Annotated in this window: 22 protein-coding genes; 13 read left to right on the forward strand and 9 right to left on the reverse strand. The window is 50.6% G+C overall.

Annotated elements, in window-relative coordinates; genetic code table 11:
- Positions 1 to 26 precede the first annotated feature (26 nt).
- From ftsW to ftsZ, 7 genes are all read left to right on the forward strand, one after another.
- Positions 27 to 1160 carry a putative lipid II flippase FtsW gene (ftsW, locus tag Undi14_RS03485; protein WP_234030414.1) on the forward strand — a complete coding sequence of 378 codons (1134 nt, stop codon included), beginning with the start codon at positions 27 to 29 and terminating at the stop codon, positions 1158 to 1160.
- Complete coding sequence (gene murG / locus Undi14_RS03490) at positions 1157 to 2239, forward strand: undecaprenyldiphospho-muramoylpentapeptide beta-N-acetylglucosaminyltransferase (protein ID WP_200177912.1); 1083 nt, start codon at positions 1157 to 1159, stop codon at positions 2237 to 2239. The genes ftsW and murG overlap by 4 nt, the downstream gene beginning before the upstream one ends.
- Entirely contained in the window at positions 2236 to 3621 is a 1386-nt protein-coding gene (gene murC, locus Undi14_RS03495; protein ID WP_200177913.1) for a UDP-N-acetylmuramate--L-alanine ligase, read from the forward strand. Before murG ends, murC begins: the two co-directional genes overlap by 4 nt.
- Before the next feature lie 18 nt (positions 3622 to 3639).
- Entirely contained in the window at positions 3640 to 4599 is a 960-nt protein-coding gene (locus Undi14_RS03500; protein WP_200177914.1) for a D-alanine--D-alanine ligase, read from the forward strand.
- Between the two features lie 14 nt (positions 4600 to 4613).
- Positions 4614 to 5396, forward strand: coding sequence for a cell division protein FtsQ/DivIB (locus Undi14_RS03505; protein ID WP_186884783.1), 783 nt, complete (start codon positions 4614 to 4616; stop codon positions 5394 to 5396).
- A complete protein-coding gene (gene ftsA, locus Undi14_RS03510; RefSeq protein ID WP_186884784.1) occupies positions 5393 to 6625 on the forward strand; it encodes a cell division protein FtsA in 1233 nt (410 codons plus the stop codon). The genes Undi14_RS03505 and ftsA overlap by 4 nt, the downstream gene beginning before the upstream one ends.
- A 123-nt stretch (positions 6626 to 6748) precedes the next feature.
- Entirely contained in the window at positions 6749 to 7945 is a 1197-nt protein-coding gene (ftsZ, locus tag Undi14_RS03515) for a cell division protein FtsZ (protein ID WP_186884961.1), read from the forward strand.
- A 104-nt stretch (positions 7946 to 8049) separates the two neighbouring features.
- Here ftsZ and Undi14_RS03520 read toward each other — a convergent pair whose 3' ends face one another.
- A complete protein-coding gene (locus Undi14_RS03520) occupies positions 8050 to 9558 on the reverse strand; it encodes a S8 family peptidase (protein ID WP_200177915.1) in 1509 nt (502 codons plus the stop codon).
- 52 nt (positions 9559 to 9610) lie between these two features.
- Entirely contained in the window at positions 9611 to 11278 is a 1668-nt protein-coding gene (locus Undi14_RS03525; RefSeq protein WP_200177916.1) for a hypothetical protein, read from the reverse strand.
- A 289-nt stretch (positions 11279 to 11567) separates the two neighbouring features.
- Between Undi14_RS03525 and Undi14_RS03530 the strand changes: the two genes are divergently transcribed.
- Positions 11568 to 12074 carry a peroxiredoxin gene (locus Undi14_RS03530; RefSeq protein WP_200177917.1) on the forward strand — a complete coding sequence of 169 codons (507 nt, stop codon included), beginning with the start codon at positions 11568 to 11570 and terminating at the stop codon, positions 12072 to 12074.
- 156 nt (positions 12075 to 12230) lie between these two features.
- Positions 12231 to 13166: a UDP-3-O-acyl-N-acetylglucosamine deacetylase gene (lpxC, locus tag Undi14_RS03535; RefSeq protein WP_200177918.1), complete on the forward strand. Its 936-nt coding sequence runs from the start codon at positions 12231 to 12233 to the stop codon at positions 13164 to 13166.
- 201 nt (positions 13167 to 13367) lie between these two features.
- On the opposite strand, the gene dxs is transcribed toward lpxC, so the two are convergent.
- The 3 genes from dxs to Undi14_RS03550 are packed head-to-tail and all read right to left on the reverse strand — an operon-like array spanning position 13368 to position 16409.
- On the reverse strand, positions 13368 to 15239 hold the full coding sequence (gene dxs / locus Undi14_RS03540; RefSeq protein ID WP_200177919.1) for a 1-deoxy-D-xylulose-5-phosphate synthase: 1872 nt from the start codon (positions 15237 to 15239) through the stop codon (positions 13368 to 13370).
- A 13-nt stretch (positions 15240 to 15252) separates the two neighbouring features.
- A complete protein-coding gene (locus tag Undi14_RS03545) occupies positions 15253 to 16140 on the reverse strand; it encodes a polyprenyl synthetase family protein (RefSeq protein ID WP_200177920.1) in 888 nt (295 codons plus the stop codon).
- Positions 16137 to 16409, reverse strand: a complete 273-nt coding sequence (locus tag Undi14_RS03550) for an exodeoxyribonuclease VII small subunit (RefSeq protein ID WP_186884790.1) — start codon at positions 16407 to 16409, stop codon at positions 16137 to 16139. Before Undi14_RS03550 ends, Undi14_RS03545 begins: the two co-directional genes overlap by 4 nt.
- Positions 16410 to 16820: 411 nt before the next feature.
- Between Undi14_RS03550 and Undi14_RS03555 the strand changes: the two genes are divergently transcribed.
- A complete protein-coding gene (locus Undi14_RS03555; RefSeq protein WP_200177921.1) occupies positions 16821 to 19034 on the forward strand; it encodes a DUF1631 family protein in 2214 nt (737 codons plus the stop codon).
- Positions 19035 to 19080: 46 nt separating this feature from the next.
- Here Undi14_RS03555 and Undi14_RS03560 read toward each other — a convergent pair whose 3' ends face one another.
- Both Undi14_RS03560 and Undi14_RS03565 read right to left on the reverse strand, forming a co-directional pair.
- Entirely contained in the window at positions 19081 to 20052 is a 972-nt protein-coding gene (locus Undi14_RS03560; RefSeq protein WP_200177922.1) for a lipase secretion chaperone, read from the reverse strand.
- 50 nt (positions 20053 to 20102) lie between these two features.
- A complete protein-coding gene (locus Undi14_RS03565; protein WP_200177923.1) occupies positions 20103 to 21035 on the reverse strand; it encodes a triacylglycerol lipase in 933 nt (310 codons plus the stop codon).
- Positions 21036 to 21577: 542 nt separating this feature from the next.
- Between Undi14_RS03565 and Undi14_RS03570 the strand changes: the two genes are divergently transcribed.
- The 3 genes from Undi14_RS03570 to Undi14_RS03580 all read left to right on the forward strand — a co-directional run bounded on the left by Undi14_RS03570 (position 21578) and on the right by Undi14_RS03580 (position 24570).
- Entirely contained in the window at positions 21578 to 22678 is a 1101-nt protein-coding gene (locus tag Undi14_RS03570) for an SRPBCC family protein (RefSeq protein WP_186896396.1), read from the forward strand.
- Positions 22679 to 22741: 63 nt separating this feature from the next.
- A complete protein-coding gene (locus tag Undi14_RS03575) occupies positions 22742 to 23662 on the forward strand; it encodes a DMT family transporter (protein WP_200177924.1) in 921 nt (306 codons plus the stop codon).
- 41 nt (positions 23663 to 23703) lie between these two features.
- Positions 23704 to 24570: a sulfurtransferase gene (locus Undi14_RS03580; protein WP_200177925.1), complete on the forward strand. Its 867-nt coding sequence runs from the start codon at positions 23704 to 23706 to the stop codon at positions 24568 to 24570.
- An 80-nt stretch (positions 24571 to 24650) separates the two neighbouring features.
- Here Undi14_RS03580 and Undi14_RS03585 read toward each other — a convergent pair whose 3' ends face one another.
- Together Undi14_RS03585 and Undi14_RS03590 are read right to left on the reverse strand one after the other, a co-directional pair.
- Positions 24651 to 25352, reverse strand: coding sequence for a ZIP family metal transporter (locus tag Undi14_RS03585; RefSeq protein WP_317889242.1), 702 nt, complete (start codon positions 25350 to 25352; stop codon positions 24651 to 24653).
- A gap of 209 nt (positions 25353 to 25561) precedes the next feature.
- Positions 25562 to 26443: a dienelactone hydrolase family protein gene (locus Undi14_RS03590; protein ID WP_200177926.1), complete on the reverse strand. Its 882-nt coding sequence runs from the start codon at positions 26441 to 26443 to the stop codon at positions 25562 to 25564.
- Positions 26444 to 26609: the final 166 nt, after the last annotated feature.

Consider the following 26609-nt stretch of genomic DNA (forward strand, 5'->3'; position numbering starts at 1 on the left):
AGACGCAACTGGTGAACCGCTCGAAAATGATGAACTACGATCAGCCATTGGTATGGGTCACCATGATACTGATGTTATTCGGCATGGTCATGGTGTATTCGGCATCGATCTCTCTGCCAGACTCACCTAAATATGCGAGCTATAAGAATTCGCATTTTCTGGTGCGCCAGGCGATGTTTGTATTGGTCTCGGTTATCGCAGCTGCACTGGTATTTCGTATGCCCGTTTTGACCTGGCAAAAACTGGCGCCGTATTTGTTCGTCTTCACTTTGATTTTGCTGGTCGCGGTTCTGGTCCCAGGACTTGGTAAGGGTGTGAATGGCGCGAAACGCTGGCTTTCATTCAAGGTATTTAATTTGCAGCCATCCGAGTTCATGAAGTTATTCATGGTGCTGTATGCCGCTGACTATACGGTGCGTAAACAAGAATATATGCACAAGCTGACCAAAGGCTTCGTTCCTATGCTGGCAGCTGTGGGCGTCGTGGGATTGTTGCTGCTGCTGGAGCCCGATCTTGGCGCTTTCGGTGTGATTGTCTGTATTGCGATGGGCATACTTTTTCTGGGCGGGATTAATGGCATCTGGTTCGGTGGTATTGCCGCAACGCTGGTGGGTATTTTCACGATGGTTATTTTGCTGTCGCCGTGGCGCCGCGAACGTATCTTTGCCTACCTGAGTCCGTTTGACGATGATCATGCGCTTGGCAAAGCGTATCAATTGACGCATTCGCTGATTGCGTTCGGGCGTGGCGAGTTGTTTGGTGTCGGCTTGGGTGCCAGCGTTGAAAAATTACATTACCTACCCGAGGCACATACGGATTTTCTGTTGGCCGTGATCGGTGAAGAGCTGGGTTTCGTCGGTGTGACTGTCGTCGTTTTATTGTTTTATTGGATCATCAAACGCGCATTTGAAATTGGCAGACAAGCGATCGCACTTGATCAGACTTTTGCCGGTCTGACCGCGAAGGGAATCGGCATCTGGATTGGTGTACAGGCGTTTATCAATATGGGCGTGAATCTCGGATTGTTGCCAACCAAGGGTCTGACTTTGCCGTTGATGAGCTATGGTGGTTCTGGTGTGTTAATTAATTGTGTGGGACTGGCTATTTTGCTGCGGGTCGATTATGAAAATCGCGTTTTGATGCGTGGAGGCCGCTTATGACTTCAACCTCTTCGAAAAAACTCATGATTATGGCCGCGGGTACTGGTGGTCATATTTTCCCGGGACTGGCAATTGCAGAATTGATGCGGGAACGCGGCTGGGAAGTGTCCTGGCTCGGAACCATGACCGGCATGGAGTGCCAGATTGTGCCTAAGCATCAAATTCCTATGGATAGTCTGGACTTCACCGGTTTGCGAGGTAAAGGCTGGAAACACAGCGTGACCGGGGCATACAAACTGATCGCCAGTTTTTTCCACTGTGCACGTATTTTCAGTCAGCGTCGTCCTGATGTTGTGCTTGGTATGGGCGGCTATGTGACGGTACCAGGCGGTGTTGTCGCGGCCTTGCGTGGTACGCCGTTGGTACTGATGAATGCAGATGCCGTATTGTTGTTGTCGAATAAAGCGTTGAAACCATTTGCCAGCAAACTGTTATTTGGACTGCCGTCTGAGCGTTTATCCGTTGATAGAAAAATTGCTTTGACCGGTAATCCTGTACGCCAGGAAATTACTGCTTTGCCCGCACCTGCTTTGCGTTATGCGCAGCGTACAGGTGCTTTACGTATTCTGGTTGTCGGCGGTAGCCTTGGCGCAAAAGTGTTGAATGATTGTCTGCCAAAAGCACTGGCATTGATTCCGGAAGCGCAGCGTCCGACGTTAACTCATCAGTCAGGCAAACAAAATATTGATGCTTTGCAGGCGAATTACGCACAAGCCGGTGTGCAGGCCGAGATACTCGATTTTATCGACGACATGCCGCGGCGTTATGCCGAGGCAGATCTGGTGATTTGCCGCGCCGGCGCAATTACGGTCTCGGAGTTAACAGCAGCAGGTGTCGCCAGCATGCTCGTGCCTTTTATGGCGTCCAGTACGTCGCATCAAAAAGAAAATGCCACGTGGATGGCACATCAGCAGGCCGCAGTTTATCTGCCGCAATCAGAACTCTCACCAGCACTGTTGGCTGAAAAATTACAGGCACTTGATCGCCACCAATGTTTGCAGATGGCAGAGAAAGCGTATGCACTCGGTCAACGCGAAGCGAATGCAAACATTGCAAAAATTCTGGAAGCATTAGCATGAAGCATAAAGTTAAACATATTCATTTTGTCGGTATTGGCGGCTCAGGCATGAGCGGTATCGCCGAGGTCTTACTCAATCTCGGATACACCATTTCAGGTTCAGATCTGAGTAGCAACTCTGCGTCGCAGCGTCTCGCAAGCCTCGGTGCAGACGTGAAGATCGGGCATGCGGCGGAAAATATTGCAGGAGCGGACGCGGTTGTGACATCAACGGCAGTGAAAGCAGATAACCCGGAAGTGATCGCTGCCAGAGCGAAGCACATTCCTATCGTGCCACGCGCTCTGATGTTGGCAGAGTTGATGCGTCTGAAGAGCGGCATTGCGATTGCCGGCACACATGGGAAAACGACGACGACCAGCCTGGTGGCGAGCGTGTTGGCGCAAGGTGGTTTTGATCCTACGTTTGTGATTGGTGGACGCCTTAACAGTGCTGGTGCCAATGCTAAATTAGGAAGTGGCGATTTCATCGTTGCCGAGGCGGATGAGTCGGACGCTTCATTTCTGAATTTGTTGCCAGTGATAGAAGTCATCACGAATATCGATGCCGATCACATGGAAACCTATGGGCATGATTTTGCGCGACTGAAACAGGCATTCATCGAATTCACGCAGCGCCTGCCATTTTATGGTGTTGCTGTGTTGTGCGTAGATGATTCGAATGTACGTGAAATCATGCCGTTTATCTCTAAGCCGGTCGTTACTTACGGTTTTCGGGAAGATGCAGATGTCCGCGCGATTGACGCGATTGCTGCCGATGGCAAGATGCATTTCACCGTGGTACAGGACGGTTATGCTGATATGCGAGTGAGTTTAAATCAGCCTGGTATGCATAATGTTCAGAACGCCTGCGCTGCGATTGCGATCGCGCGTGAAGTCGGCGTCGCAGATGAAGCGACACAAAAAGCATTGAGCGAATTCAATGGTGTGGGTCGTCGCTTTACCCGCTATGGTGAAATCACTCTGGCCGGTGGCGGCAGTTTCGCACTGGTAGATGATTATGGTCATCATCCTGTCGAAATGGCAGCAACCCTGGCGGCCGCGCGTGGCGCTTATCCGGGACGTCGTTTAGTCCTGGCATTTCAGCCGCACCGCTATACCCGGACGCGGGATTTGTTTGAGGATTTTGTTAAAGTCATTTCTACAGCTGACGCTGCCGTGCTGGCGGAAGTGTATGCCGCAGGCGAAGCGCCGATACTCGCCGCTGACGGACGTTCACTGGCACGCGCCTTGCGGGTGATGGGAAAAATAGAGCCGGTATTTGTTGAGGAAATACAAGAGATGCCGGAAAGCTTGTTACACGTCCTAAAAGATGGTGACGTGTTGATTGTGATGGGTGCAGGATCTATCAGTGCAGTGCCGGCAAAACTGGCACAGGCAAAATAAATGAAGTGATACAAAATCATGAGCGAAATTGATTATAAATCTTTAGGTAAAGTTGGCGTTTTGTTTGGCGGGCGTTCTGCTGAGCACGATATCTCCATCATGTCTGGCAGCGGCGTATTGGCAGCGCTGAAAAGCAAGGGTGTTGATGCGCATGCCTTCGATCCTGCTGAACGCAGTATTGCGGAATTAGCTGCTGAAAAATTTGATCGCGTGTTTATCGCATTGCATGGTCGATATGGTGAAGACGGCAGTATGCAAGGTGTGCTGGAACAGTTAAATATTCCGTATACCGGCAGCGGTGTCATGGCATCTGCGATTGCCATGGACAAAATTTTTACGAAGCGCATCTGGCAAACCCATGGCATCAGCACGCCGGGCTACGCTGTGTTGAACGCGCAATCTGATTTGGCAGCGATTACCCAGAACCTGGGTTTGCCGCTGATCATGAAGCCGCCACACGAGGGCTCGACGATAGGAATTACTAAAGTCAATACTGCTGCTGAAATGCAGCAGGCTTATACGCTTGCCGCGCAGTTTGATGAAGTCGTGCTGGCGGAGGAATTTATTGAAGGGCGTGAATTCACTGTTGCCGTGCTCGGCAGAGGTGAGCAGGCTTATGCGTTGCCCATCATTGAAATCGTTGCACCGGATGGTAACTATGATTATCAGAACAAATATTTTACCGACGATACGCAATACCTTTGTCCCGCACCACTGGATGCGGTACTGACAACAGCGATTCAGCAAATGGCTGTGGAGGCTTATCGCGCATTAGATTGTGAAGGCTGGGCAAGGATAGACGTGTTGGTACGTAATTCGGATCAGCGTCCATTTTTGCTGGAAATTAATACCTCGCCAGGTATGACAGGGCATTCACTGGTACCGATGGCTGCCAAAGCAACCGGGATGAGTTACGAGGATCTGTGCGTTGAAATTTTAAAAACTGCGCGCTTGAAAATCCGTACTGAAACAAAGTAAAAAAGGAATAACTGATGTGGCATGACGTCAAACTGATGAACAACACGGCAAATGCCTTATTCGGCATGGTGCTGTTCATTCTGATGATGTCTGGTGTCTGGTGGGTGATACAACGCCCGATGTTCACATTGGCCTCGATCCGGGTGGAAGGCATGAGTTCGCAAGCCTTAAAACACGTGAATGCGTTGACGATTAAAAATTCAGCCATTCCACGAATCAGAGGAAATTTTTTTACGGCGAATCTGGATGCAGTACGCGGTGCTTTCGAAAGCGTTCCATGGGTAAGAAAAGCGAGTATTCAGAGAGAGTGGCCGAATAAGCTGATTGTGAAACTGGACGAGCATGTTGTATTGGGCACCTGGGGGGATGACGGTCGTTTGATTTCTGTGAATGGTGATGTGTTTACCGCCAATCTTGCCGAAGCAGAAGAAGACGCTGATCTGATTAACCTGAGCGGCCCTGATGGCAGTGAAAAAGAAGTGCTGACGCAGTATCAGGAATTTAAAAAATGGTTTTCCAGAATTAATCTTGAACCGGACGAAGTGAAATATTCCAGTCGGTATGCATGGAGCGTCAAGTTAAATAATGGTATGCAGGTAGAGTTGGGCAGGGTGCAGGACGGTAAGACTTTGCAGGATAGAGTGGATAAATTGATGACGGTTTATCCGCAATTGATATCGAGTCTGGAAGATAGTATTCAAAGTGTAGATATGCGTTATCCAAATGGATTGGCGTTGAAATCCAGCCACAGTTCCATGGGATTGAAAAAGCAAACAAAAGCAAGTGGAAAGACATGACAAAAGACGCAAAAAATCTGATCGTTGGTCTCGATATCGGAACCTCCAAAGTGGTGGCGGTTGTCGCTGAAGTCATGCCGGATGGCAGGCATGAAGTGATCGGCCTGGGACAGCACGAATCGAAAGGCCTGAAAAAAGGCGTGGTCGTGAATATTGAGGCGACCGTCGAATCGATACAGCGTGCGCTTGAAGAAGCCGAGCTGATGGCGGATTGTAAGATCAGTCGTGTTTATACCGGCATTGCAGGTAGTCATATCCGCAGCTTTAATTCCAGCGGCATGGTGGCGATTAAAGATAAGGAAGTCACCGCCGCCGACGTGTCGCGCGTAATCGAAACGGCAAAAGCGGTCAACATTCCGACAGATCAGCAGCTGCTGCATACCTTGCCTCAGGAATTCATTGTCGATAGTCAGGATGATGTACGTGAACCGATAGGTATGAGCGGCATCCGCCTCGAAGTCAAAGTACATATCGTGACCGGCGCAGTTTCTGCTGTACAGAATATTGTGAAATGCGTGCGCCGATGTGGACTGGAAGTATCCGATCTGATTCTGCAACCGATGGCCTCGGCAGAAGCGGTGCTGACGAAAGACGAAAAAGAACTCGGCGTTGTTCTGATTGATATTGGCGGCGGCACGACAGATGTGGCGGTTTTCAGTGAAGGCGCGATTCGTCATACGGCTGTGATTCCGATTGCAGGTGATCAGATCACGAATGATATTGCGATGGCTTTGCGCACACCGACTTCGGAAGCGGAAGAAATCAAAGTGCGTTTCGGTGTTGCCAAACAAGTGCTGGCTGATCCGGCGGATACGCTGGATGTGCCGGGGCTGGGTGATCGTGGTCCGCGCTCGTTGTCACGCCAGGCGTTGGCGGCAGTGATCGAACCACGTGTTGAAGAGTTATTTGCGCTGGTGCATCAGGTGGTACGTGAATCCGGTTATGAAGATGTGCTCTCATCAGGCATCGTTTTAACAGGTGGATCGTCAGCGATGCCAGGCATGGTTGAGATGGCTGAAGATATATTTTTAAAGCCAACGAGATTAGGGATGCCAGCGTACAGCGGACAACTTGCTGATGTTGTCAGAAGTCCGCGTTACGCCACTGTTTTAGGGTTGTTGTTGGAAGCGAAGAAGCAGTATTTGCGCGGTCATCTTGTGACAAGGCAGGAAGGTTCAGCAAAAGCAGTCTGGCAGCGCATGAAAGAGTGGTTTTTGGGGAATTTTTAAGTAGCTTTTTGTATCGTAATTGGTGTACTCATTTTATAATGGTTTGATCTACAGTTATTAGTCGCTAGTCGTCACATCTTGTGATCATTAGCGACTGGTAACTGCCTATCTGGAGGAGTCATGATGGAGTTCGATATGGTTGATAACGCCACACAAGGTACTGTAATCAAAGTGGTTGGCGTGGGTGGTGCCGGCGGCAATGCTGTTCAGCACATGATCAATAAAGGTGTTTGCGGCGTTGAATTCATCGCTGCAAATACGGATGCGCAAGCATTACTGCAATCCAAAGCGCATAACGTGATTCAAATCGGTGAAACCGGTTTGGGTGCTGGTATGAAACCGGAAGTCGGTCGTAAGCTGGCAGAAGATTCACGAGCCCGCATTGAAGACGCATTGCGTGGAGCACACATGGTCTTTATCGCTGCCGGTATGGGCGGTGGTACCGGTACCGGTGCAGCACCAGTCGTGGCACAAGTGGCGAAAGAGCTTGGTGCCTTAACCGTGGCGGTGGTTTCCAAACCTTTTTCTTACGAAGGTAAGAAATGCATGGACATCGCCGATGAAGGTCTGGATGCGCTGACCCAGCACGTCGATTCGCTGATCATCATTCTCAACGAAAAACTCGAAGAGATTTATGAAGACGACAGCATGATCGAATGGCTGCAACATGCGGATGATGTGCTGAATAATGCCGTCGCCGGTATTGCTGAAATCATCAATGTACCGGGTCATATCAACGTTGACTTCAATGACGTGAAAACGATCATGGGTGAGCAAGGTAAAGCAATGATGGGTACGGCGACAGCATCCGGTGTTGATCGCGCACGCATTGCAGCCGAACAAGCTGTCGCATCACCTTTGCTGGATGGTATTGATCTGTCCGGTGCGCGTGGTGTATTGGTGAATGTGACTGCCAGCCGCAGCCTTAAAGGTAAAGAAATTAAAGAAGTCATGGCAGCTGTGCGCGCATTCGCAGCACCGGATGCATCGATTGCTCAAGGTATCGCATACGACGACACCATGGGTGACGATATCCGTGTGACGGTCGTTGCGACAGGACTGGGACGTGGTAAGAAAAATATTCAGCTGGTGCAAACACCGATGCTGCGTACCGGTACCAATAATGAGCCGATGATGGCTGCGGCGATGGCTACAACGACAGTGTCGAATGGTATGGCAAGCGCTGCACCAGCATTTGACGGATTGAGCAAGCCTGCAGTATGGCGTCGCGAATCTGCGTCAGACACGGTGCGTGCGTTGGAAAAAAATGGCATGGAAACGTACGACATTCCAGCATTTTTGCGTAAGCAGGCAGACTAATTTATCTGTCGTACTCATTAAAAAAGCCCGCATACAATGCGGGCTTTTTTAATTTTTGGCAAAATTAATCGAGGTATGCCCCGATACATCCGGGGCGTTATTTTTTAGTTTCCGCTGGCCGCTTTGACGGCTGCAGCCGCGTCAACAATACCGGCTCCACAGCCAGGACAGTTTGCCGGCGCCGGGCGCGCGGTTTTGATCAGTATGCTGCGCACCTGCGCGGACGTCAGTTTAGGATTGACTGCCATCATCAGCGCGATCACACCTGCCACATGCGGTGTCGCTTGCGAGGTACCCGCCATCAAACCATACGTGGTGTCATCCGTCGCGACGGTTTTTCCGCTTGGCAGTGTTGAGAGGATTCTGTCTGCCGCTGTCGTAAAACCTCCACCCGGCGCGGTGACGCTGACGGTCGCTCCGTAATTTGAATAACTTGCGCGACCACCGGTGATCGAGTTTGATGCGACGGTAATCACACCCGGACAGTTCGCCGGACTCGACAGGCGCGCGTCAAGCGCTTCATTGCCGGCAGCAACAACAATCACTGCTCCATTCGCGATCGCACTTTGATAGGCTGCTGCATTTGTTTTACTGCAGGCATGTGTACCGCCAAGAGAGAGATTAATGACATTCGCTTTGTTGGTATTATCCGGCACGCCTTCGATATGCAAACCTGCAGCCCAGGCGACGGCATCGGCAATATCTGAAGTTTCTCCACCACATTTACCCAGGGCTCTTAACGGTAAGATCCGGGCGTTCGGTGCGACACCGGTAATTCCGGTACCGTTGGCTGCCGCTGCAATTGTGCCTGCCACATGTGTGCCATGCCAACTGCTATCTTGTGCGTGAGACGGGCAATCTGTATCCGTTTTTTCTACCCAGTCACCGAGGTCAATCGCATCCGGACCGCGCGCGCTGCTCACATCCTTTGGCAACGTAATGCGGGCTGTCGAGGCCTTGCTGATAAAGTTGTAGCCATACTGATTTGCGCTTCCGCCTGGTGCCGGGATCAGATTTTGCAGCAGATCCGGATGTGGACGGTAGCCGGTATCAATGACGGCAACGGTGACTTTGTCACCTTTACTGATATCCCAGGCGGCAGACAGATTCAGACCGCCTGGCTGTGTGGCACTTTCCTGCATATCCCATTGCGAGGTAAATAGCGGGTCGGTCGGGGTATACGCCGGGCGCAGAATGTAATCTGGTTCTGCATATTCGATAGAGCGGTCGGCTGCTTGCAGTTTCGCAGCGAGTGCCATCATTTGCGAAGGTTTTAACGCAGTATTTGCGCGATACACCCAGCCGCCGGTAACGATCTGACGCTTTAATGCAAATGTGGCGTTATAAGTTCTGGCAACTGATTGTAGTGTCGATATTCTTTGTGTCTGCACTTGTGCCAGCGCCGCTTTATTGCCGCTGAGGCTGGCCGCTTCGTTTGCATTGCTGCGTTCATTGCGGTACTTCACTATGATCTGGGTCAGATTTTCTGCTTCTCTGCGGGGCGTGGCTGTCGTGTTGTCCTGCTCTCTGACGGTGGAGTGCGCTGACGCAGATATCATGGTGCCGAGTATGGCTGCGATCAGAGGTTTTGCTTTGAAAGCGAAAAATTTCATACGATGTTCTCCATTTCTATTCATGGCATTGATGCGACGGATGACGCTGATGTCAGCCGATGTAAGGGATTTTTGTCAATGTTGCCGGAGCGGTTCCGCCGCCAGCCCACTGATCGCCCCAGGTAACGAAGCTGCCGTCTTTATTCACCGCGAGGAACGCACCATATGCAGTGGCATAAATGGCGCGGACATTGGTTAATTTTGCCGCGACCGCACTGCTGTCGCCGCCTTTCGTTTTCATACCCCAGGTCACCACGCTGCCATCTGACTTCAGTGCGGCGAATGCATATTTGTTGGCACTGAGAGCAACAACGTTGGTTAACTGCGCTTTCACTGCGCTGCTGTCCCCGCCCAGTTCCGGATCGCCCCAACTGACGACCGTACCATCGCCTTTCAGTGCAGCGAATGCATATTCTGTCGCCTGTACTGATTTTACGTTCGTCAGGGAAGACTGAACGGCATTCAGACTATTTCCCATCCGTGGCAGATCACCCCAACTGATAACGGTGCCATCAGTTCGCAATGCGGCAAATGCCGTTTGCGTTGAATAGATATTGCTGACGTTGGTCAGTGATGCTGTCAGTGAACTGGAATCGGCTGCTTCAATCTGGGGTGTAAAACCAAAGGCAAATGCGGCTCCGGTGTTGGATACTGCCGCCGCCGCATTACCGCTGACATAAAGTTTCGAGATGTCTGCCAGCGTTGGATTAATTTCAGCATCGCCTGATTTTGCCGCGTAGCCGTAACCCCAGGTCACTACCTTGCCATCTTTACGCAAGGCGACAAAGTCAAAGTTATTCCCGACGATCTGCGTTACGCCAACCAGTAAGGGCTGAACTGCTGACGAGTTCCCGCCCGCATCCTGATCGCCAAACGTCACCACAGTACCGTCGCCTTTCAGTAAGGCATATGCACCTTCGGTCGAAGCCTGCGCTTTGACGTCGGTCAGCAACGCCAGCGTGACAGGGTTGAGACCAGTTTTCGCATCACCGATATAGCCGTCCACGCCATCGGTCACGCCACGGAAATTTCCCCAGGCAGCAATCGAACCATCTTTTTTTGTCACGAAATAGGCGAGTCTGCCTGGCATGACGGTAGCGATGTTGGTCAGTGGGCTGGTAGCGATCGCGCCTGTTGCCGGATAGACTAAATTCGGATCGGTGACAGCGACATAGCTGCTGCCCCAGGCCTTCAGTGTATTGTCGCTGAGCAGCGCTGCAAAGCCGCGCTCGGACGCGTATAACTGAGAAATGCCCGTGATTGCCGCAGCGGTGCTGGTTTGTCCGCCCCAGACCGGATTGCCCCAGGCCACGGCGCTGCCATTTTGTAGTACCGCAAAAGCGGAAAGTGCAGTGTGCACAGAATTCGCTGCGAGCTTCTGACTGGCAGTAGCGCTTGAGCAGCTTGCCGTCGCAGTCAGAATGGAATTGGGTTGTGTGTCCTGAATGCTGGTGCCGCTGCCCACCGCAACGCCAGAAGAATTTTGCCAACTGACTGTTGGCGTCGTGGCGCAGTCCGTGCTGCTGACGATTGCGGTTAACAGCGCGCCACGCGCGCCGAAAACATCGATACTGACGGTTGGTGGTGTGGGTGGCGCGACCACCGCCGGTGCACTGCTGCCACCGCCACAACCAGAAAGCCCGTAACTGACGCCGATGCTGATCAGTGCGCTTGCAAGATATTTCCTGTGAATACTGCCATTTGCCTTGGATTGCTTCATTTGTATGCACCCCTCCATGTAATGGGAATTACCAGTCCGAATTATTGATATTTAAGTAATTAATTGGGCTATCCTAGCATCTGCATTACATTTGCAGAACTTACTGTTGGGAAATTACCTATAAAAATGTAAAAAGTTTTACAACTTTGGTTTTCCTGAATTGACTTTGGGACGGCGTCAGCAGCTTTTCGACAGCTCAGGCATACTGCGAGCTTGATCGCCGGATTGGTCTGGCGTCCCGGGCTATCGCAAGATAGTTAATTATTTGAATTAAACGAAAGGAATGATGATGAGCATACAAATTGGCGAACAGTTACCGGCAGGCAGCCTGGCAGAATTTGTCGAGGTTGCTGGCGAAGGTTGCAGTATTGGCCCGAATACTTTCCAGGTTGCTGATCTGGTCAAAGGAAAAACGATTGCCATTTTTGGTCTGCCAGGTGCATACACGCCAACTTGTTCGGCACAACATCTTCCTGGCTACATCGCGCACGCTGCCGAATTAAAAGCCAAAGGCGTTGATGAAATATGGTGTGTTTCCGTGAACGACGCATTTGTGATGGGTGCGTGGGGCCGCGATCAGAAAGCCACCGGCGTCGTGCGTATGATGGCCGACGGTAATGCTGCATTCAGCAAAGCGCTGGGTCTGGATGCAGATTTCAGTAAATTTGGCATGGGTATTCGTTCCCAGCGTTATTCTTTGCTGGCAGTTGACGGTGTCGTCAAGCAACTGAACGTGGAAGCTGGCGGAAAATTTGAAGTATCCAATGTGGAAACCTTGTTAGCGCAACTCGCTTAATTTTCAGTTTCCATGAGAGCAGCGCCGCCATTTCTGGCTGGCGCTGTTTTTTTATATAAATGATTTTTTTACCGTTCGTTTGCGGCTTATCTGTTTTTGCAACAGCGAATGACAGCGCCAGCACATCGGCTTGGCGTGACTCGTTATAATACGAAGATGTTAAAGCAAATCACTATCAAACAAGAAGTCAGAACCATAGGCGTGGGCCTGCATTCCGGTACCAAGGTCGAGCTGGTTTTGCGCCCGGCACCGGTGGATACCGGCATTGTTTTTACCCGTACGGATCTGACCCCGCCATTAGTTTTTCCTGCCAACGCAACCGGTGTCGGCGATACCCGCATGGCGTCAACTTTGTCCAACGGTGACGAACGGGTTTCTACGGTCGAGCATCTGTTATCTGCCTGTGCAGGACTCGGTATCGATAATTTGTATATCGATGTCAGCGCTGAAGAAATTCCGATTATGGATGGCTCCGCATCGTCGTTCGTCTACTTGTTACAGGAAGCCGGATTGCAACAGCAAGATGCTGCCAAGAAATTTATCCGCGTATTGAAACCCGTGGAAATCCGCGAGGGCAAAGGGGCCGCTGAAAAATGGGCGAGACTGGAACCCTATAACGGTTTCAAACTGCATTTTTTTATCGAATTCAATCACCCCGCAGTGGATGGCACTGTGCAGACAGCAGAGGTCGACTTTGAAAAAGTCTCGTTTGTCAAAGATGTCGCCAGAGCGCGCACTTTCGGTTTCATGCAGGATGTAGAAATGCTGCGCGGTATCGGCCTTGCCCGTGGCGGTTCCATGGAAAATGCGATCGTAATGGACGAATACCGGATACTGAATTCAGACGGTCTGCGTTTTGACGATGAATTCGTGCGCCATAAAATACTCGATGCCATCGGTGATCTGTATCTGATCGGACATCCTTTCCTGGCTAGCTACACCGCACACAAATCCGGCCATGGATTGAATAATCAGTTGTTACGGGTGCTGTTATCACAGCCGGATGCGTACGAGATTGTGACGTTTGACGATGCGCAGAACGCGCCCGTCAGTTATTCCGGACAAGCCTCGCGTGAATGGGCGGCTGCCTGATTTTAGGGGAGTATGTCGTAAAATACCCTTATTCTCAGCGTAAATAAAGGGGCTTAAAATATACTCGGGGGAGTATATTTAGGATCTCAGCGGCTTCGGTTTGCCTCAATAGGCGTCTTTCGCCAGCCGCCGATCTCCATCAGGCAAAAAAATGGCTACCGTGCGGTAGCCATTTTTCGTTGATCGCGCCGGTGCCGGTAATCAGGCTGCTTGCGCTGGTGTTGATGTGGCGCTGAGTTTAAAGCGTTCGCGTATCGCCTGCACGATGCCATTGCTGTCGAGACCACACTGGCTCAATAACAATGCCGGATCGCCATGGTCGATAAACTTGTCCGGCAAACCAAGGATCAGCAAAGGTTTGCAGATGCCAGCTTCGGCCATCGCTTCGGCAACGGCCGATCCGGCGCCGCCCATTTTGCAACCTTCTTCTACGGTCACCAGAACATCATGCGAGTCAGCAAGAGTTTTCAGTAATTCGACATCAAGCGGCTTGATGAAACGCATATTCGCCACGGTCGCATCCAGAATGTCAGCGGCGTGGAGCGATGGTTGCAGCATAGAGCCAAAGGCCAGAATTGCGATCTTGTTGCCCTCGCGTCTGACTTCGCCTTTACCAATAATCAGACTGCTCAATTCAGTATCCGGTTTGACGCCGATACCGGCACCGCGCGGGTAGCGAATGGCGGCAGGCCCGGGGTAGTTGTACCCGGTCGTCAGCATCTGGCGACATTCATTTTCATCAGAAGCAGCCATCACGACCATGTTAGGAATGCAGCGCAAATAGGCAATGTCGTAATTGCCAGCGTGGGTGGCGCCATCGGCGCCAACCAGCCCGGCGCGGTCCAGTGCAAAGGTCACATCCAGATTTTGCAGGGCGACGTCGTGGATCAACTGATCGTAAGCGCGTTGCAGGAAGGTCGAGTAAATCGCCACAACCGGCTTCAGACCTTCGCAAGCGAGACCTGCGGCAAATGTCACCGCATGTTGCTCAGCAATACCGACATCGTAATAGCGCTTAGGAAATTGCTTTTCAAATTCCACCATGCCTGAGCCTTCACGCATGGCCGGCGTAATCCCGACCAGTTTCTGGTCGCTGGCGGCCATATCGCACAGCCATTGCCCGAAAACCTGGGTATAGGTTTGTTTCGCGGACGTGCTTGGTTTGATGCCTTCGGCAGGATTAAATTTGCCAGGGCCGTGATACAACACAGGATCGGCTTCCGCCAGTTTATATCCCTGACCTTTTTTGGTGACCACATGCAAAAACTGCGGCCCTTTGAGTTGCCGGATATTTTGCAGTGTCGGAATCAGTGATTCGAGATCGTGGCCATCAATCGGGCCGATGTAATTGAAACCGAATTCTTCAAACATGGTCGCTGGCACCAGCATGCCTTTTGCATGTTCCTCAAAGCGTTTGGCGAGTTCCAGCACAGGTGAAGGCAGTACCGATTTACCGACGTTGCGCGCTGCTGCGTAAAACTTACCGGACATCAGACGTGCCAGATAGCGGTTCAGTGCACCGACCGGAGGCGAGATCGACATATCGTTGTCATTCAGCACCACCAGCAGATTGATGTCTTCATGCACCCCGGCATTGTTCAGAGCTTCGAATGCCATGCCTGCCGTCATGGAACCGTCACCGATAATGGCGACCGCATGCCGGTCTTCACCTTTCGTGCGGGCGGCCAGAGCCATACCTAATGCCGCAGAAATTGAAGTCGATGAATGCGCAGTGCCAAAGGTATCGTATTCACTTTCATCTCTGCGCGGGAAGCCGGAGATGCCTTCCCACTGACGCAAAGTGTGCATGCGATCACGTCGGCCGGTCAGAATTTTGTGCGGATAAGTCTGATGGCCAACATCCCAGATCAAACGGTCTTCAGGTGTATTAAATACGTAATGCAGCGCCAATGTCAGCTCTACCGTACCAAGATTGGACGACAGATGCCCGCCGGTTTTGGAAACGGAATCAATCACGTATTGGCGCAATTCATCGGCCAGCGGCGCTAACTGATGGCGCGACAACAGCCGCAGATCGGCAGGAGAGTTAATTTTTTGCAGTAAATTCGTCATAGTTAGATGCTAGTTATGCTTGTCGCTGCACGATCAGATCAGCCAGATCCCGGAGCAGTTGTGCTTTTTCGCCAAAAGAATCCAGCGCGCCGTGTGCTTCGCGGCAGAGTTGCCGGGCTAATTCCTGCGATGCAGACAGACCCAGCAGGCTGACATACGTCGGTTTATTGTCCGCGGCGTCTTTACCAGCTGTTTTGCCGAGTGTTGCAGAGTCAGCCGTCGCATCAAGCACGTCATCGACGACCTGAAACGCCAGACCGATCGCAGCAGCATAGGTATTCAGCGCAGCAGTTTCTTCCGGATTTAATGTTTTGCCGCAGGAGGCACCCAGGAGTACCGAAGCCCGTAGCAAAGCGCCGGTTTTTAAGCGATGCATTTGTTCCAGCTGTTCGCGTGTCAGCGCCAGACCAACGCTGGCGAGATCAATGGCCTGACCACCACACATGCCGACCGAGCCGGAAGCATGGGCAAGCAGGCGCACCAGTCCGAGTCTGGTTTCTGCACTGCTATTTCCTTCGGAAAGAACCAGAAACGCCTGTGCTTGCAACGCGTCGCCAACCAGCAAGGCGGTTGCTTCGTCATATTTTACATGGACGGTCGGTTTGCCGCGGCGCAGCGCATCGTCATCCATGCATGGCATATCATCATGTACCAGCGAATAGGCGTGAATCATTTCGACTGCGGCGGCAGCGCGATCCAGCGCTTCCTGCGGCGCATCGAATAATTGTCCGGCTGCATAGACCAGTAATGGGCGAACGCGCTTACCACCATCCAGCGCGGCATAACGCATAGCTTCGTGCAAATGACGCGGAACAACGGAGGCTTGCGGGATGAAAGCCGCTAGCGCACGTTCGCATTGATCCTGTTTTTGTTGCATCCAGACACGGAATTGTTGGCTCATGTGAGATCCTCATCCCCATTGTCTGCATGGAAAGATTTCAACATTCCGGCTTCCAATACTTTGACTTGTTGCTCCACTTTATCCAACTGTGAAGTGCAAAATTGAATTAATTCAGCGCCACGCTGATAAGCAATGACAGAGGCTTCCAGCGGCAGATCCCCGGCTTCCATTTTTGCCACCAATCCGGTTAGTTCATTCATTGCTGCCTCAAAAGAGACTGGCGTGTTGGCGGGATCCGGCTGGTTTGCGCCAGCGTTTTTTTTAGGCATATTGATATTTAATGACTAACAGCGCGTGAAATTACGCAAAAAAGAAATGTAACGTTCTATTTTAGAGCAAACAAGTCAGCTTGGCGGTGATTCTGCTTTTTTAGTCCCGATGTTTACTTACAATTTGAAATAATTGTTTCAGTTGGGAAACCGGTGTGCTTGCGAGTAGGGATTTATACTGAACGCAATCTGAAATTGCATTCAAAACATTTCCATGTGGAAAATATGCGTATATAGTGTGCTCAATGGCCTTTTTATTGACTGTATATTGCATCGTAAGTCACTGATCTTGTTGAAATAATCAGATTTCATCCGTGATACGCGCAATTCCTCAACTTCCACTATTGAGTGCCGTAAATATGAGTCTCATTTTCTACATTTGTTGCATCTGATAAGGTTTTCTTTTCAATTATGAGCGGTCTTCATCCATTACACGTAAAAACAGCGACGGGCTCTGCCGCCGCTGAGGACGTGTTGCGTGGATTGATTCCGCTGGCAACGCATCTGGTTGTGTCGCAACTGGATGCATTTTCTTCACGTTTGTCGAATGCTTTCCTGGCGATGTCTGAGCAAAGCATGGATTCGCGCGAAGCAAATCTGAGTTTCAATGCCGGGCAGATACTGAAAAAAAATGCGTACGCGTTTTATCATTTATCGTCTGCCGATGTAGAAAAAGCATTTCGCCAGGAAGTGGATCTGCTGATTTCACCCAAGCAATCTGGAAACAGAGTAAGTACGGCGCCGGATGCAGATTTGAGTCTGATCAGTTATGAAGAAATGGATAAAAAGCTGGCTCTCAGCAGAGTCAGCCGCACAATAGAACTTGATAGCGCAGAGCAATATGCGGCATTAAACATGCGGCTGTCGCATTTGCTTGGACGAGAAACATTAAGTATTGCCCAGAATCCGTTCCGCCCGGATATTTTGCTGAATGCTTTGTACTCAGCATGGTGTCAGTTTGATCCTGAGGTGGGAACGCATGAAATGGTACTGCCTTTGTTACGTGCAGATATTTTGTTTGATCTTGAGCCGATTTTGTACGAGATTAATTCGGCTCTGGTGAAGAAAGGAATCCTGCCTGATTTGCAGGATTCTTACAAAATTCGTCGCAATCAAAACAAGACGTCCACCGCGGTGGATGACGAAACGGAAGCTAAAAACGCGGAACAGGAAAGTCATTCACAAGACATAGCGCAAAAGCTGAAGCGTTATTTTTCCGGTGCACAGCATCAGCAACAAGCACCGCGCAGTAACGGAAATTACTCTGACCATCCCGGATTTACATCCAATCCTGCTGAGTCCCGCCTGTTTCAGCATCTGGCAGAATTTCAACAGAATCTGAAACTCAATCAGATGATGTCTGGCGCAGGCGAGGTAATGCGCTTGTCGCAAATGCGCGAACATGTTGCAGACGTAGCGACGACAGGCGTTGAAAAACATACGCTCGATTTGTTGTCGCAGGTCTTTGATAATGTTTTTCGTAATCAGGCAATTCCCGCACCGGTAAAAGAACTGATTTCCGTTCTGCAGGTACCGGTATTAAAGGCGGCATTAATTGATAAAGAATTTTTCTTTAAAGATCAGCATCCGGCACGTCGCCTGATTGATTTGTTGTCCCGTTACAGTTTGTCCCTGGATCAGAACAAAGGCGCACAAGATCCTCTGTTCCAGACGATGAAGCGCAATGTCGAACGAGTGTCGCAAGAGTTTGATCAGGAAATTGCCTTGTTTGACGAGGTTGTTACTGATCTTGAATCTTTCATCGAAAAAGAAGAGCAGGCAAATGCGCAAGCATTAGAAGCACCGATCAAGAGTGCGATCCGCAAGGAAAAAATTAAGCAGGCGAGCATACATGCGAATCAGGAAGTCGCGATTCGTGTTGGTTCTGGCGAGGTCGTGGCTTTTGTCGAAACTTTCCTTGAAAGCCGGTGGATTAAGGTATTGACGCTGGCTTACAGTGTCAGAGATGAAAAGCCACATGCGGTGCAAGATGCGATCAAGACGATGGATGACCTGATCTGGAGCGTGAAGCCAAAATTCACCTTGCAAGACCGGCAGGAATTATTAAATCGTCTGCCGGCGATTCTGGCACGTCTGAATAAATGGCTGAGTCTGATTAAATGGGAAGATGCCGATCGCGTACAGTTTTTTGCTGAGCTTTCTGAGTGCCACGCGTCTATCGTGCGCGCACCGTTAGAGTTGTCGCCAGACAGACAACTGGAACTTGCCGTTGAAGCTGCGCAGCAAGCGACCGAACGTCGCTTGGAAAAACGTGCCGAAGCTGAGAAAAATGCCTCGCAAGAAGAGCTTACCACTGACGATGAATTTGTCGATGTTGTGCATCAGCTGGAACGTGGTATCTGGATAGAGTTCACCCAGGAGAATGCGCAGATAGCCAGAGTCAGGCTTGCATGGGTCAGCCCTATGCGCAGCCTGTATATTTTTACCGCGAGTGAAAAAGAAAAAAGTTTTTCTGTCTCCGCAAAAAATCTGGAACAGGCGTTCCGTGAAAAACGTGCTCAGATTTTACAGTTAGATAAAGTCGTTGATCGCGCATTGCAAGAAGCGCTGGCGACGTTGCCGGATTCGCCGGACGCACAGCTGGAAGGCGAGCCAGCAGCCTGATTGATTGCTGCTCAGGCTGAGGTGGAACCAGTTTCATCAGATATATTTACTCATACGCCGCCAGGCGATTTTGTTCCTGAATACTGAAATACCGATCCCGTAATTGTTGTAGTGCCGCGATTTTGTCAGTCGTACTTTTATTTTCATCCCTGCTCAGCAACTGCCTTCTTTGCTCAAGATAGTTTGCGATCCGTGTTTTCCATTCTGCTTCTTCCCTGTCCAGATCGGCCAGTCTGTTGGCTGCCTCAGGACTGACAGCGGCTGCCCGCATCCGGTAAATGTCGTCTTCGCTCGCACCGCTGGAACGTAATTGCTGCGCCTGTTCTTCCAGCCGTATGATCTGGTATGGTGCGTTCTTCGCTTCGCGAAGTTCCTGTGACATTGTGGCGTCCAGGGCTTGGAGTTTTTCCTGTTTTTGTTTATCGCTGTAGGCAGGGTTTTGACTAATCTCTAATCGTGCCAGTGCATCCATATCGTAAGCATCATCAAAGCCAAACAGCGACTGATTGTCTTTAGTGCTAAAAAATTGCAAACGCAATTTCTGCATGCTTTGCCAACGGTTCTGCATCGCTGAGATCATGTCGTTGCTCATGTTATTTGTGTGTCTTGTCGCTGATGCTCCGGTATTTTTCTCCAGATCGAGTAATGCCTGCTTGTACCCAAGGTAGCGTGCCAGTAATTCTTTTGCCTGCGCTGCTGCATGCGGCTTGAGTTTCTGATTGAGTACGTTTTCGATTTCGCGTTTAATGTCCGGAATGCTTTTCTCGCCAGTCGCAGCAAGGTAATAATCAAACATCAGTCGTAATTCAGCGTTGACGACCAGATTTCCATCGTCTGCTTGTGTCGCTTGTCCATCTACGCTGGTGCCTTCCATCGATCGTACGAATGAAAACATGCGGTCTTGTGGCGTCAGCATGATGGCCTGCTCTTCGTGACTAGCTTGTTTCGACATCAGAAAAAAAGAGGCGACGATCAGACTGAGCGTCGCTGCCAGAAAAGTCAGATTTCTTGTTTTCATAAAATCCCGATCCGGTATATTCAGAAAATCTTCAGCGCTGGTGTTTCTGCTTACAAGCCGCTATTTTTCAGGCGATTTGCATGCTGCCGGTATATCGTCACCGGATTCGTTTCAAAAATATTGACCAGGCCTATGGTCTGATTCACTTCATCAAGATGATTCATCGCGTAGTCATCACGAATAACCTTGCCGAGATGGGATGAACAACTGCTGACCAGTCCGTCGTTTTTGCTACCGCCAAAGGCCAGCGAGGTCAGTGATAAGGCCGGATCAACGACGTCAAGAACATTGGTGTACGGTTTTGCGCCGCTCCACGAGTAATACGCAACATTGTTGACCTGATATGCGCCTTCACCACAAGCAGTGGTCGGTACGCCTTCCGGATGTTTGCTATTGAATTTCAGCGAACCAGCGGTGCTGAGGGAATTGGCTGCAGCCAGTGCATCTTGCGATAAATTAGGCTGACCCGACAAGAAGCTGATGACTTTTGCCAGACCGTTAGTCACGGAAACAAGCACGCTGTTCGTCACAGAGCCCGGCGGCGCGATGCCCAAAATAATATCTGCCACAGCGGAGCCCCGGTTGACGCCACCGACTGAGGTGACTGATGCGACCAGATCTGGCCTGACCGATGCCACATAGCGGGTCGTTGGACCGCCGTGACTATGACCGATCAGATTCACTTTACTGGCACCAGTGACTGCAAGAATTTGCTTAACCTGCGTCAGCAATTGTTCACCGCGCACTTCTGTACTGTTGGCCGCCGCGACTTGCGTGACATACACGCGCGCACCGTCTGAGCGCAGGGCCGATGGAATACCGTACCAGTAGTCAACCGGGCCAATATTGTCAAATCCAAATAAACCATGGACTAACACAATAGGATATTTTGTCTCCGTATACCCTGCCGCCCATGTCTGAGCAGGCAGGGCGCAGATGGCAAACAAAATCGCCATCAGCTTTGTTATCAGTGTTTTTTTCATGTTGATTCTTTCGAATAAGTTAATTCAAATGAAACCGGATGGGAGCGTGTTTGCACTGAACTTCTCCGAGTTCTGGTCAAATCAGCCAGAATCAGGCTAAGTTCAGAGAAAGGTGAAGACAAGCTGCTATGCAGCATAAAAGTTGGACTTGGTTAATGTAATTAATAATTTTCTTCATATATTTGCACTTGCAGCAAATTTTCTTCAGAGTGAGGAGGGTGGTAACTAGCGTTTTTGATGCGGTGAAAGAGTGAAATTAGACGATCTAATCTAAAAAGCATCGATGTTGTTTGTTTGCCGATGAGAGCGGTCTGCGTTGAGACGTGCGCCGTATTGGTTTAATTATTTGATTTTTCTCAGGAAATCATTGCTTGCGGGGCGAACCTGCGACGATTCAGGTATAATCCGCGGTTCTGTCCAAAATTTCCTCTTCAAGTCGTTTGATCGTTTGAACTTTCGCGTGGATTGAAACCCCGTGCGAAAACAGGTTTTTGTGGATTCTTTCTCTCTTAGGTTGGTGCAAATTAATTTGGGGGGTGGGGATGTCCGATCTGGCTTCTTTGTCTACACTCGCGCGTTCTGACGCGCAACTTCCGGTGCATGTCTATTTTGATGAAACGCTGTTACAGCGCGAAATCAAAGACTTGTTCCATTCTGGTCCTCGTTACGTCGGTCACGAGTTGATGGTGCCGAATCTCGGTGACTTCGCAACTTTAGCGTCCGAAAACGAAGGGCGCATGCTGGTCCGCAGCGCTCAGGGTATCGAGCTGATGTCTAACGTCTGTCGTCATCGTCAGGCGCTGATGTTTAATGGCCGCGGCAATGCAAATAATATTGTTTGTCCGCTGCATCGCTGGACCTATGATCTCAAAGGTGAACTGATCGGTGCTCCGCATTTTTCAGATACGCCTTGCATGAATCTGAAGCGCACGCCATTGCAGAATTGGAATGGCTTGCTGTTTGAGCAAAATGGTTACAACGTCATGGAGCGCATGGCGCAGCTCAGCGTCACCAAAGATCTCGACTTTACTGGCTACATGCTGGATCACGTTGAGGTTCACGAATGCGATTACAACTGGAAGACGTTCATCGAAGTCTATCTGGAAGATTATCACGTCGAACCATTTCATCCTGGCCTGGGTAGCTTCGTCACCTGTGACGATCTGCGTTGGGAATTCGGCGAAGATTACAGTGTGCAGACTGTCGGTGTGAACAGTGGTTTGCTGAAATCCGGTTCCGAGAAATACAGAATCTGGCAAGAGCAGGTGCTGAAATTCCGCAACGGCGAGCCACCTAAGTACGGTGCAATCTGGCTGACCTTGTATCCGAATATCATGGTCGAATGGTATCCGCATGTGCTGGTCGTTTCCACGCTGTGGCCGACTGCCACCGGCAAGACCAGAAATGTGGTCGAGTTTTACTATCCGGAAGAAATCGTTTTATTCGAACGCGAATTCATCGAAGCTGAACGTGCCGCCTATATGGAGACATGTATCGAGGATGATGAAATTGGTGTACGCATGGATGCCGGTCGTAAAATCCTGCTGGATCGCGGTGAAAACGAAGTCGGGCCTTATCAGTCACCAATGGAAGACGGCATGCAGCATTTCCATGAGTGGTACCGGAAAAAAATAGAAATCTGAGGTCGTTCAGATAGTTGAAGAGGGGAGGCGCGTGCCTCCCCTGTCTTTTGGAGTCAGGTCTTTATGCAGTCTTTGTGGATGTTGCTTGCCAGTTTTTTGTTTTCCATTATGGGTGTTTGCGTCAAACTGGCCTCAACGGATTATTCGACATCTGAAATCGTCGCTTATCGCGGCCTGATCGGCATGCTGATGATTGCCATGCTGGCCAGAATTCAGGGCGGGACCTTGAAGACACCGATGCCGTCTCAGCATCTGGTGCGCGGTGCGGTGGGTGTGCTGGCCTTATGGTTATGGTTTTACTCTATCGGTAAGTTGCCGTTGGCGATGGCCGTTACCCTGAATTACATGTCACCGATATGGATCGCTGCGATGATGCTGATCGGTGCATGGTGGCATAAGCAGCGCGGCCTGACCTGGCAACCTATCGTCGCCATTTTGCTGGGGTTCATCGGCGTGGTTCTGTTGTTGCGTCCAAGCATACATGCGGATCAGGTGGTGGGTGGCATTATCGCCTTGGTTTCTGGCATGCTGGCCGCATGGGCGTATATGCAAGTCAGAAAAATGGGATTGATGGGTGAGCCGGAATACCGCGTGGTATTTTATTTTTCCATGACTTGTGCAATTGCTGGTGTGCTCGGTACTTTGATTGCTAAATCCGCACAAGCCTCCGCGCAAGAAATCGTCTGGCATCATCTGGATAGCCGCGGCATATTCTTGCTGCTGGCGATAGGCCTTACCGCCGCTTCAGCGCAGATGGCGATGACCCGTGCTTATCGCCTTGGTAATACGCTGGTGACGGCGAATCTGCAATACGTGGGCATCGTGTTTTCCAGTTTGTGGGATATGTTGTTATGGGATGAGAGTCTGGCATGGTTAAGCTGGGTCGGCATCGCTGTGATTTTATGCAGCGGCTTAATTGCCACTTTTTATAATGCCAGAGCAGACCGGTCACCGATTCACAGAGATGCGATTTGTTCAGAATAAAATTACCTGATTGTCCGCGATGTATTTTTTAGGAGAAGACGATGTATACCACCTTGATCAGTGCTGCAGATCTGGCCCGCCAACTCAGCAGCCAACTCAGCAGCGATGCAGGCCATAATTGGATCGTGCTGGATTGCCGCCATGATCTGATGAATCCGGATGCAGGCCAGACAGCATACGACGTGGGGCATTTGCCAGTCGCACAATTTGTTCATCTCGATCAGCGTTTATCCGCACCTAAATTATCCGCCAACGGTGTGTTCCGCGGTCGTCACCCGTTGCCAGAGAAAGAGGCGTTTATTCAGACTTTGCGCGATCTGGGGATTAATCATGACAGTCAGGTCATCGCTTACGACGCGCAGGGCGGAATGTTTGCGGCACGTTTATGGTGGATGTTGCGCTGGGTCGGACACGCGGCGGTGGCCGTATTGGATGGGGGCTTCCCGGTGTGGACAGCACAGCAATTGCCGGTGACAACGGCGCTGCCTTCTGTACGCCCAGGTAATATCTGCGTTCAGACGTCGCTAGTCGGGCAAGTGAATGTGGATCAGGTATTGGCAAATATAGACACTCAGGAATGCAAGCTGATTGATGCCCGTGCAGCAGATCGCTATCGCGGTGAAAATGAAACGATAGACCCGGTCGGTGGACACATTCCCGGTGCGCTGAATCGCTTTTTCAAAGATAACTTACAAGCCGATGGCCGTTTTAAAACAGCGCCTGAGTTAAACGCTGAATGGCGGGCGTTATTGCCGGATCCAGGCAAAGCGATTATGCAATGTGGTTCCGGTGTGACGGCTTGCCATAATCTGCTGGCGCTGGAAGTGGCCGGATTACCGGGTGCAGCCTTGTATCCGGGTTCCTGGAGTGAATGGTGCGCCGATGCGTCGCGTCCGGTTGCGCGTTGATGCATGGCTGTACCGTTTAACTCAGTTTAAGGCATAAAAAAAGGAGCTTATTCAGCTCCTTTTTTTATGCCCGCTGTGTTTTATCTGTGGCGCGTGACAAACAGCACCAGCAATATTCCCATGGTGACCAGTATCACTTGTATTATCGTTTCCCGCATCGTTGCGCGGCGCTGCATTTGCGGCATCAGATCGCTGACGGCAATATAAATAAAGCCGGACGATGCCATCACTAATACATACGGAATCAGATTGCTCGCACGTTCCAGTGTGAAGTAACCGATCACGCCGCCCAGCACGCCCATCATGCTGCAGGCGAGGTTGTACATGTAGGCACGCATGCGGCTGAATCCGGCATTCAGCAGAACAATGAAGTCACCGATTTCCTGCGGAATTTCATGCGCAATAATGGCAAATGCGGTGACAAAGCCTAATTCAGGATTGGCCAGAAATGCTGCTGCGATCAGGATGCCGTCGGTAAAATTATGCATGCCATCGCCGACCAGTATCATCCAGCCAGCTTTGCCTGCTTCGTGTGCATCATGGCCGTGTTCGTGATGATGTCCATCGCCCTCGTGATGATGTGAATGGCGTAAAACAGCAAATTTTTCCAGCAGAAAAAATCCAAGTAAGCCCGCCAGCAAACAGGCGAATAAAGAACGCGTATCGGCTTTTGATTCAAACGCTTCTGGTAATGCGTGCAACAAGGATGTCGACAACATGATGCCGACAGACAGGCTGACCATGCGCTCGACCATTTTGGTCAGCAGTGAAAATGAAAAAATGGCAGCGGCAGAAATACTTAATACCCCGGCAATCGCGGTGGTAAAAAGGATGGATAACAGCGTGGAGTGAATTTTGAGCCTCGGGGATAATTTGCAACCAGGTTGCAAATTAAAGCACAGGCTGGCGATTTACGCAAATGCACGCATGCTTTTGCGGGTTGCCTCAATACTCATAATATTGATGGCACCCCGTGTTTTTACAGCAGCAATCAGGCGACGCCGTTGGCTTTCATCCAGGCGACACAACGGCTCCAGCCATCTTTGGCATCAGCTTCCACGTAGCTAGCCCGATAATCTGCATGAAAAGCGTGACCGGAATTTTCATAGATGTTGAACGCAGAGTGACTATGGCCTTGCGCCAGCGCCGCCTCCATTTTCTTGACTGATTCCACGCTGATGCCCGTGTCTTTCGCCCCGTACAAACCGAGTACCGGTGTTTTCAGGCTGGCAGCGATATCCATAGGGTGCTTGGGCGTGAGTGCGCTGGCGTCACCGCTCAGGCGACCATACCAGGCGACGCCCGCTTTGACGGCAGGGTTATGCACCGCATACATCCAGGTGATGCGCCCGCCCCAGCAGAAACCGGTGATACCAAGACGTTGCAAATCGCCTCCATTCTTGCCCGCCCAGGCAACCACAGCATCCAGATCGCTCATGACTTGTGCATCCGGTACTTTGGAAATGACTTCCTTCATCAGTTCCGCAATCGAAGTATATTTGCTGGCATCACCCTGACGGACAAATAATTCCGGTGCCAGAGCCAGATAACCCAGTTTCGCAAAGCGCCGCGCCACATCCGCGATATGCTCATGCACGCCAAATATTTCCGAGATCACCAGTATCACCGGCAGATTACTTTTACCTTCTGGCTGCGCATAGTAGAGCGGTACTTTCTGACCATTGATGTCGAGCGAAACCACACCTGCACTCAAGCCTTTGGTATCGGTTTTAATCACACTTTGCGCAAACACGGGCAGTGCTGCTGCCGCAAAGCCGACGCCGACTGCTGTCTGAATAAAATTTCTGCGATTGATGCCTTCATCAACATCCGTATGCCCGATCAGGCTGCGGCAGTCTTTTTCAAGTTGCATGGTGATCTCCGGTGGTTTTTTTGGGGGAAAGCTGCAAACGGGTGAGCAGCTGTGCGAAAGATATTAACCTGAAAAGAAAAATTGTTCTGAAGCCGCCCCGGTTAGCGCGATCACGTCAATTGCCGCAGGCATATACGGCACTTTGGCCGCGCACTATAACGTCAGC

This window comes from Undibacterium sp. 14-3-2, assembly GCF_016595265.1.
Lineage (GTDB): Bacteria > Pseudomonadota > Gammaproteobacteria > Burkholderiales > Burkholderiaceae_D > Undibacterium > Undibacterium aquatile.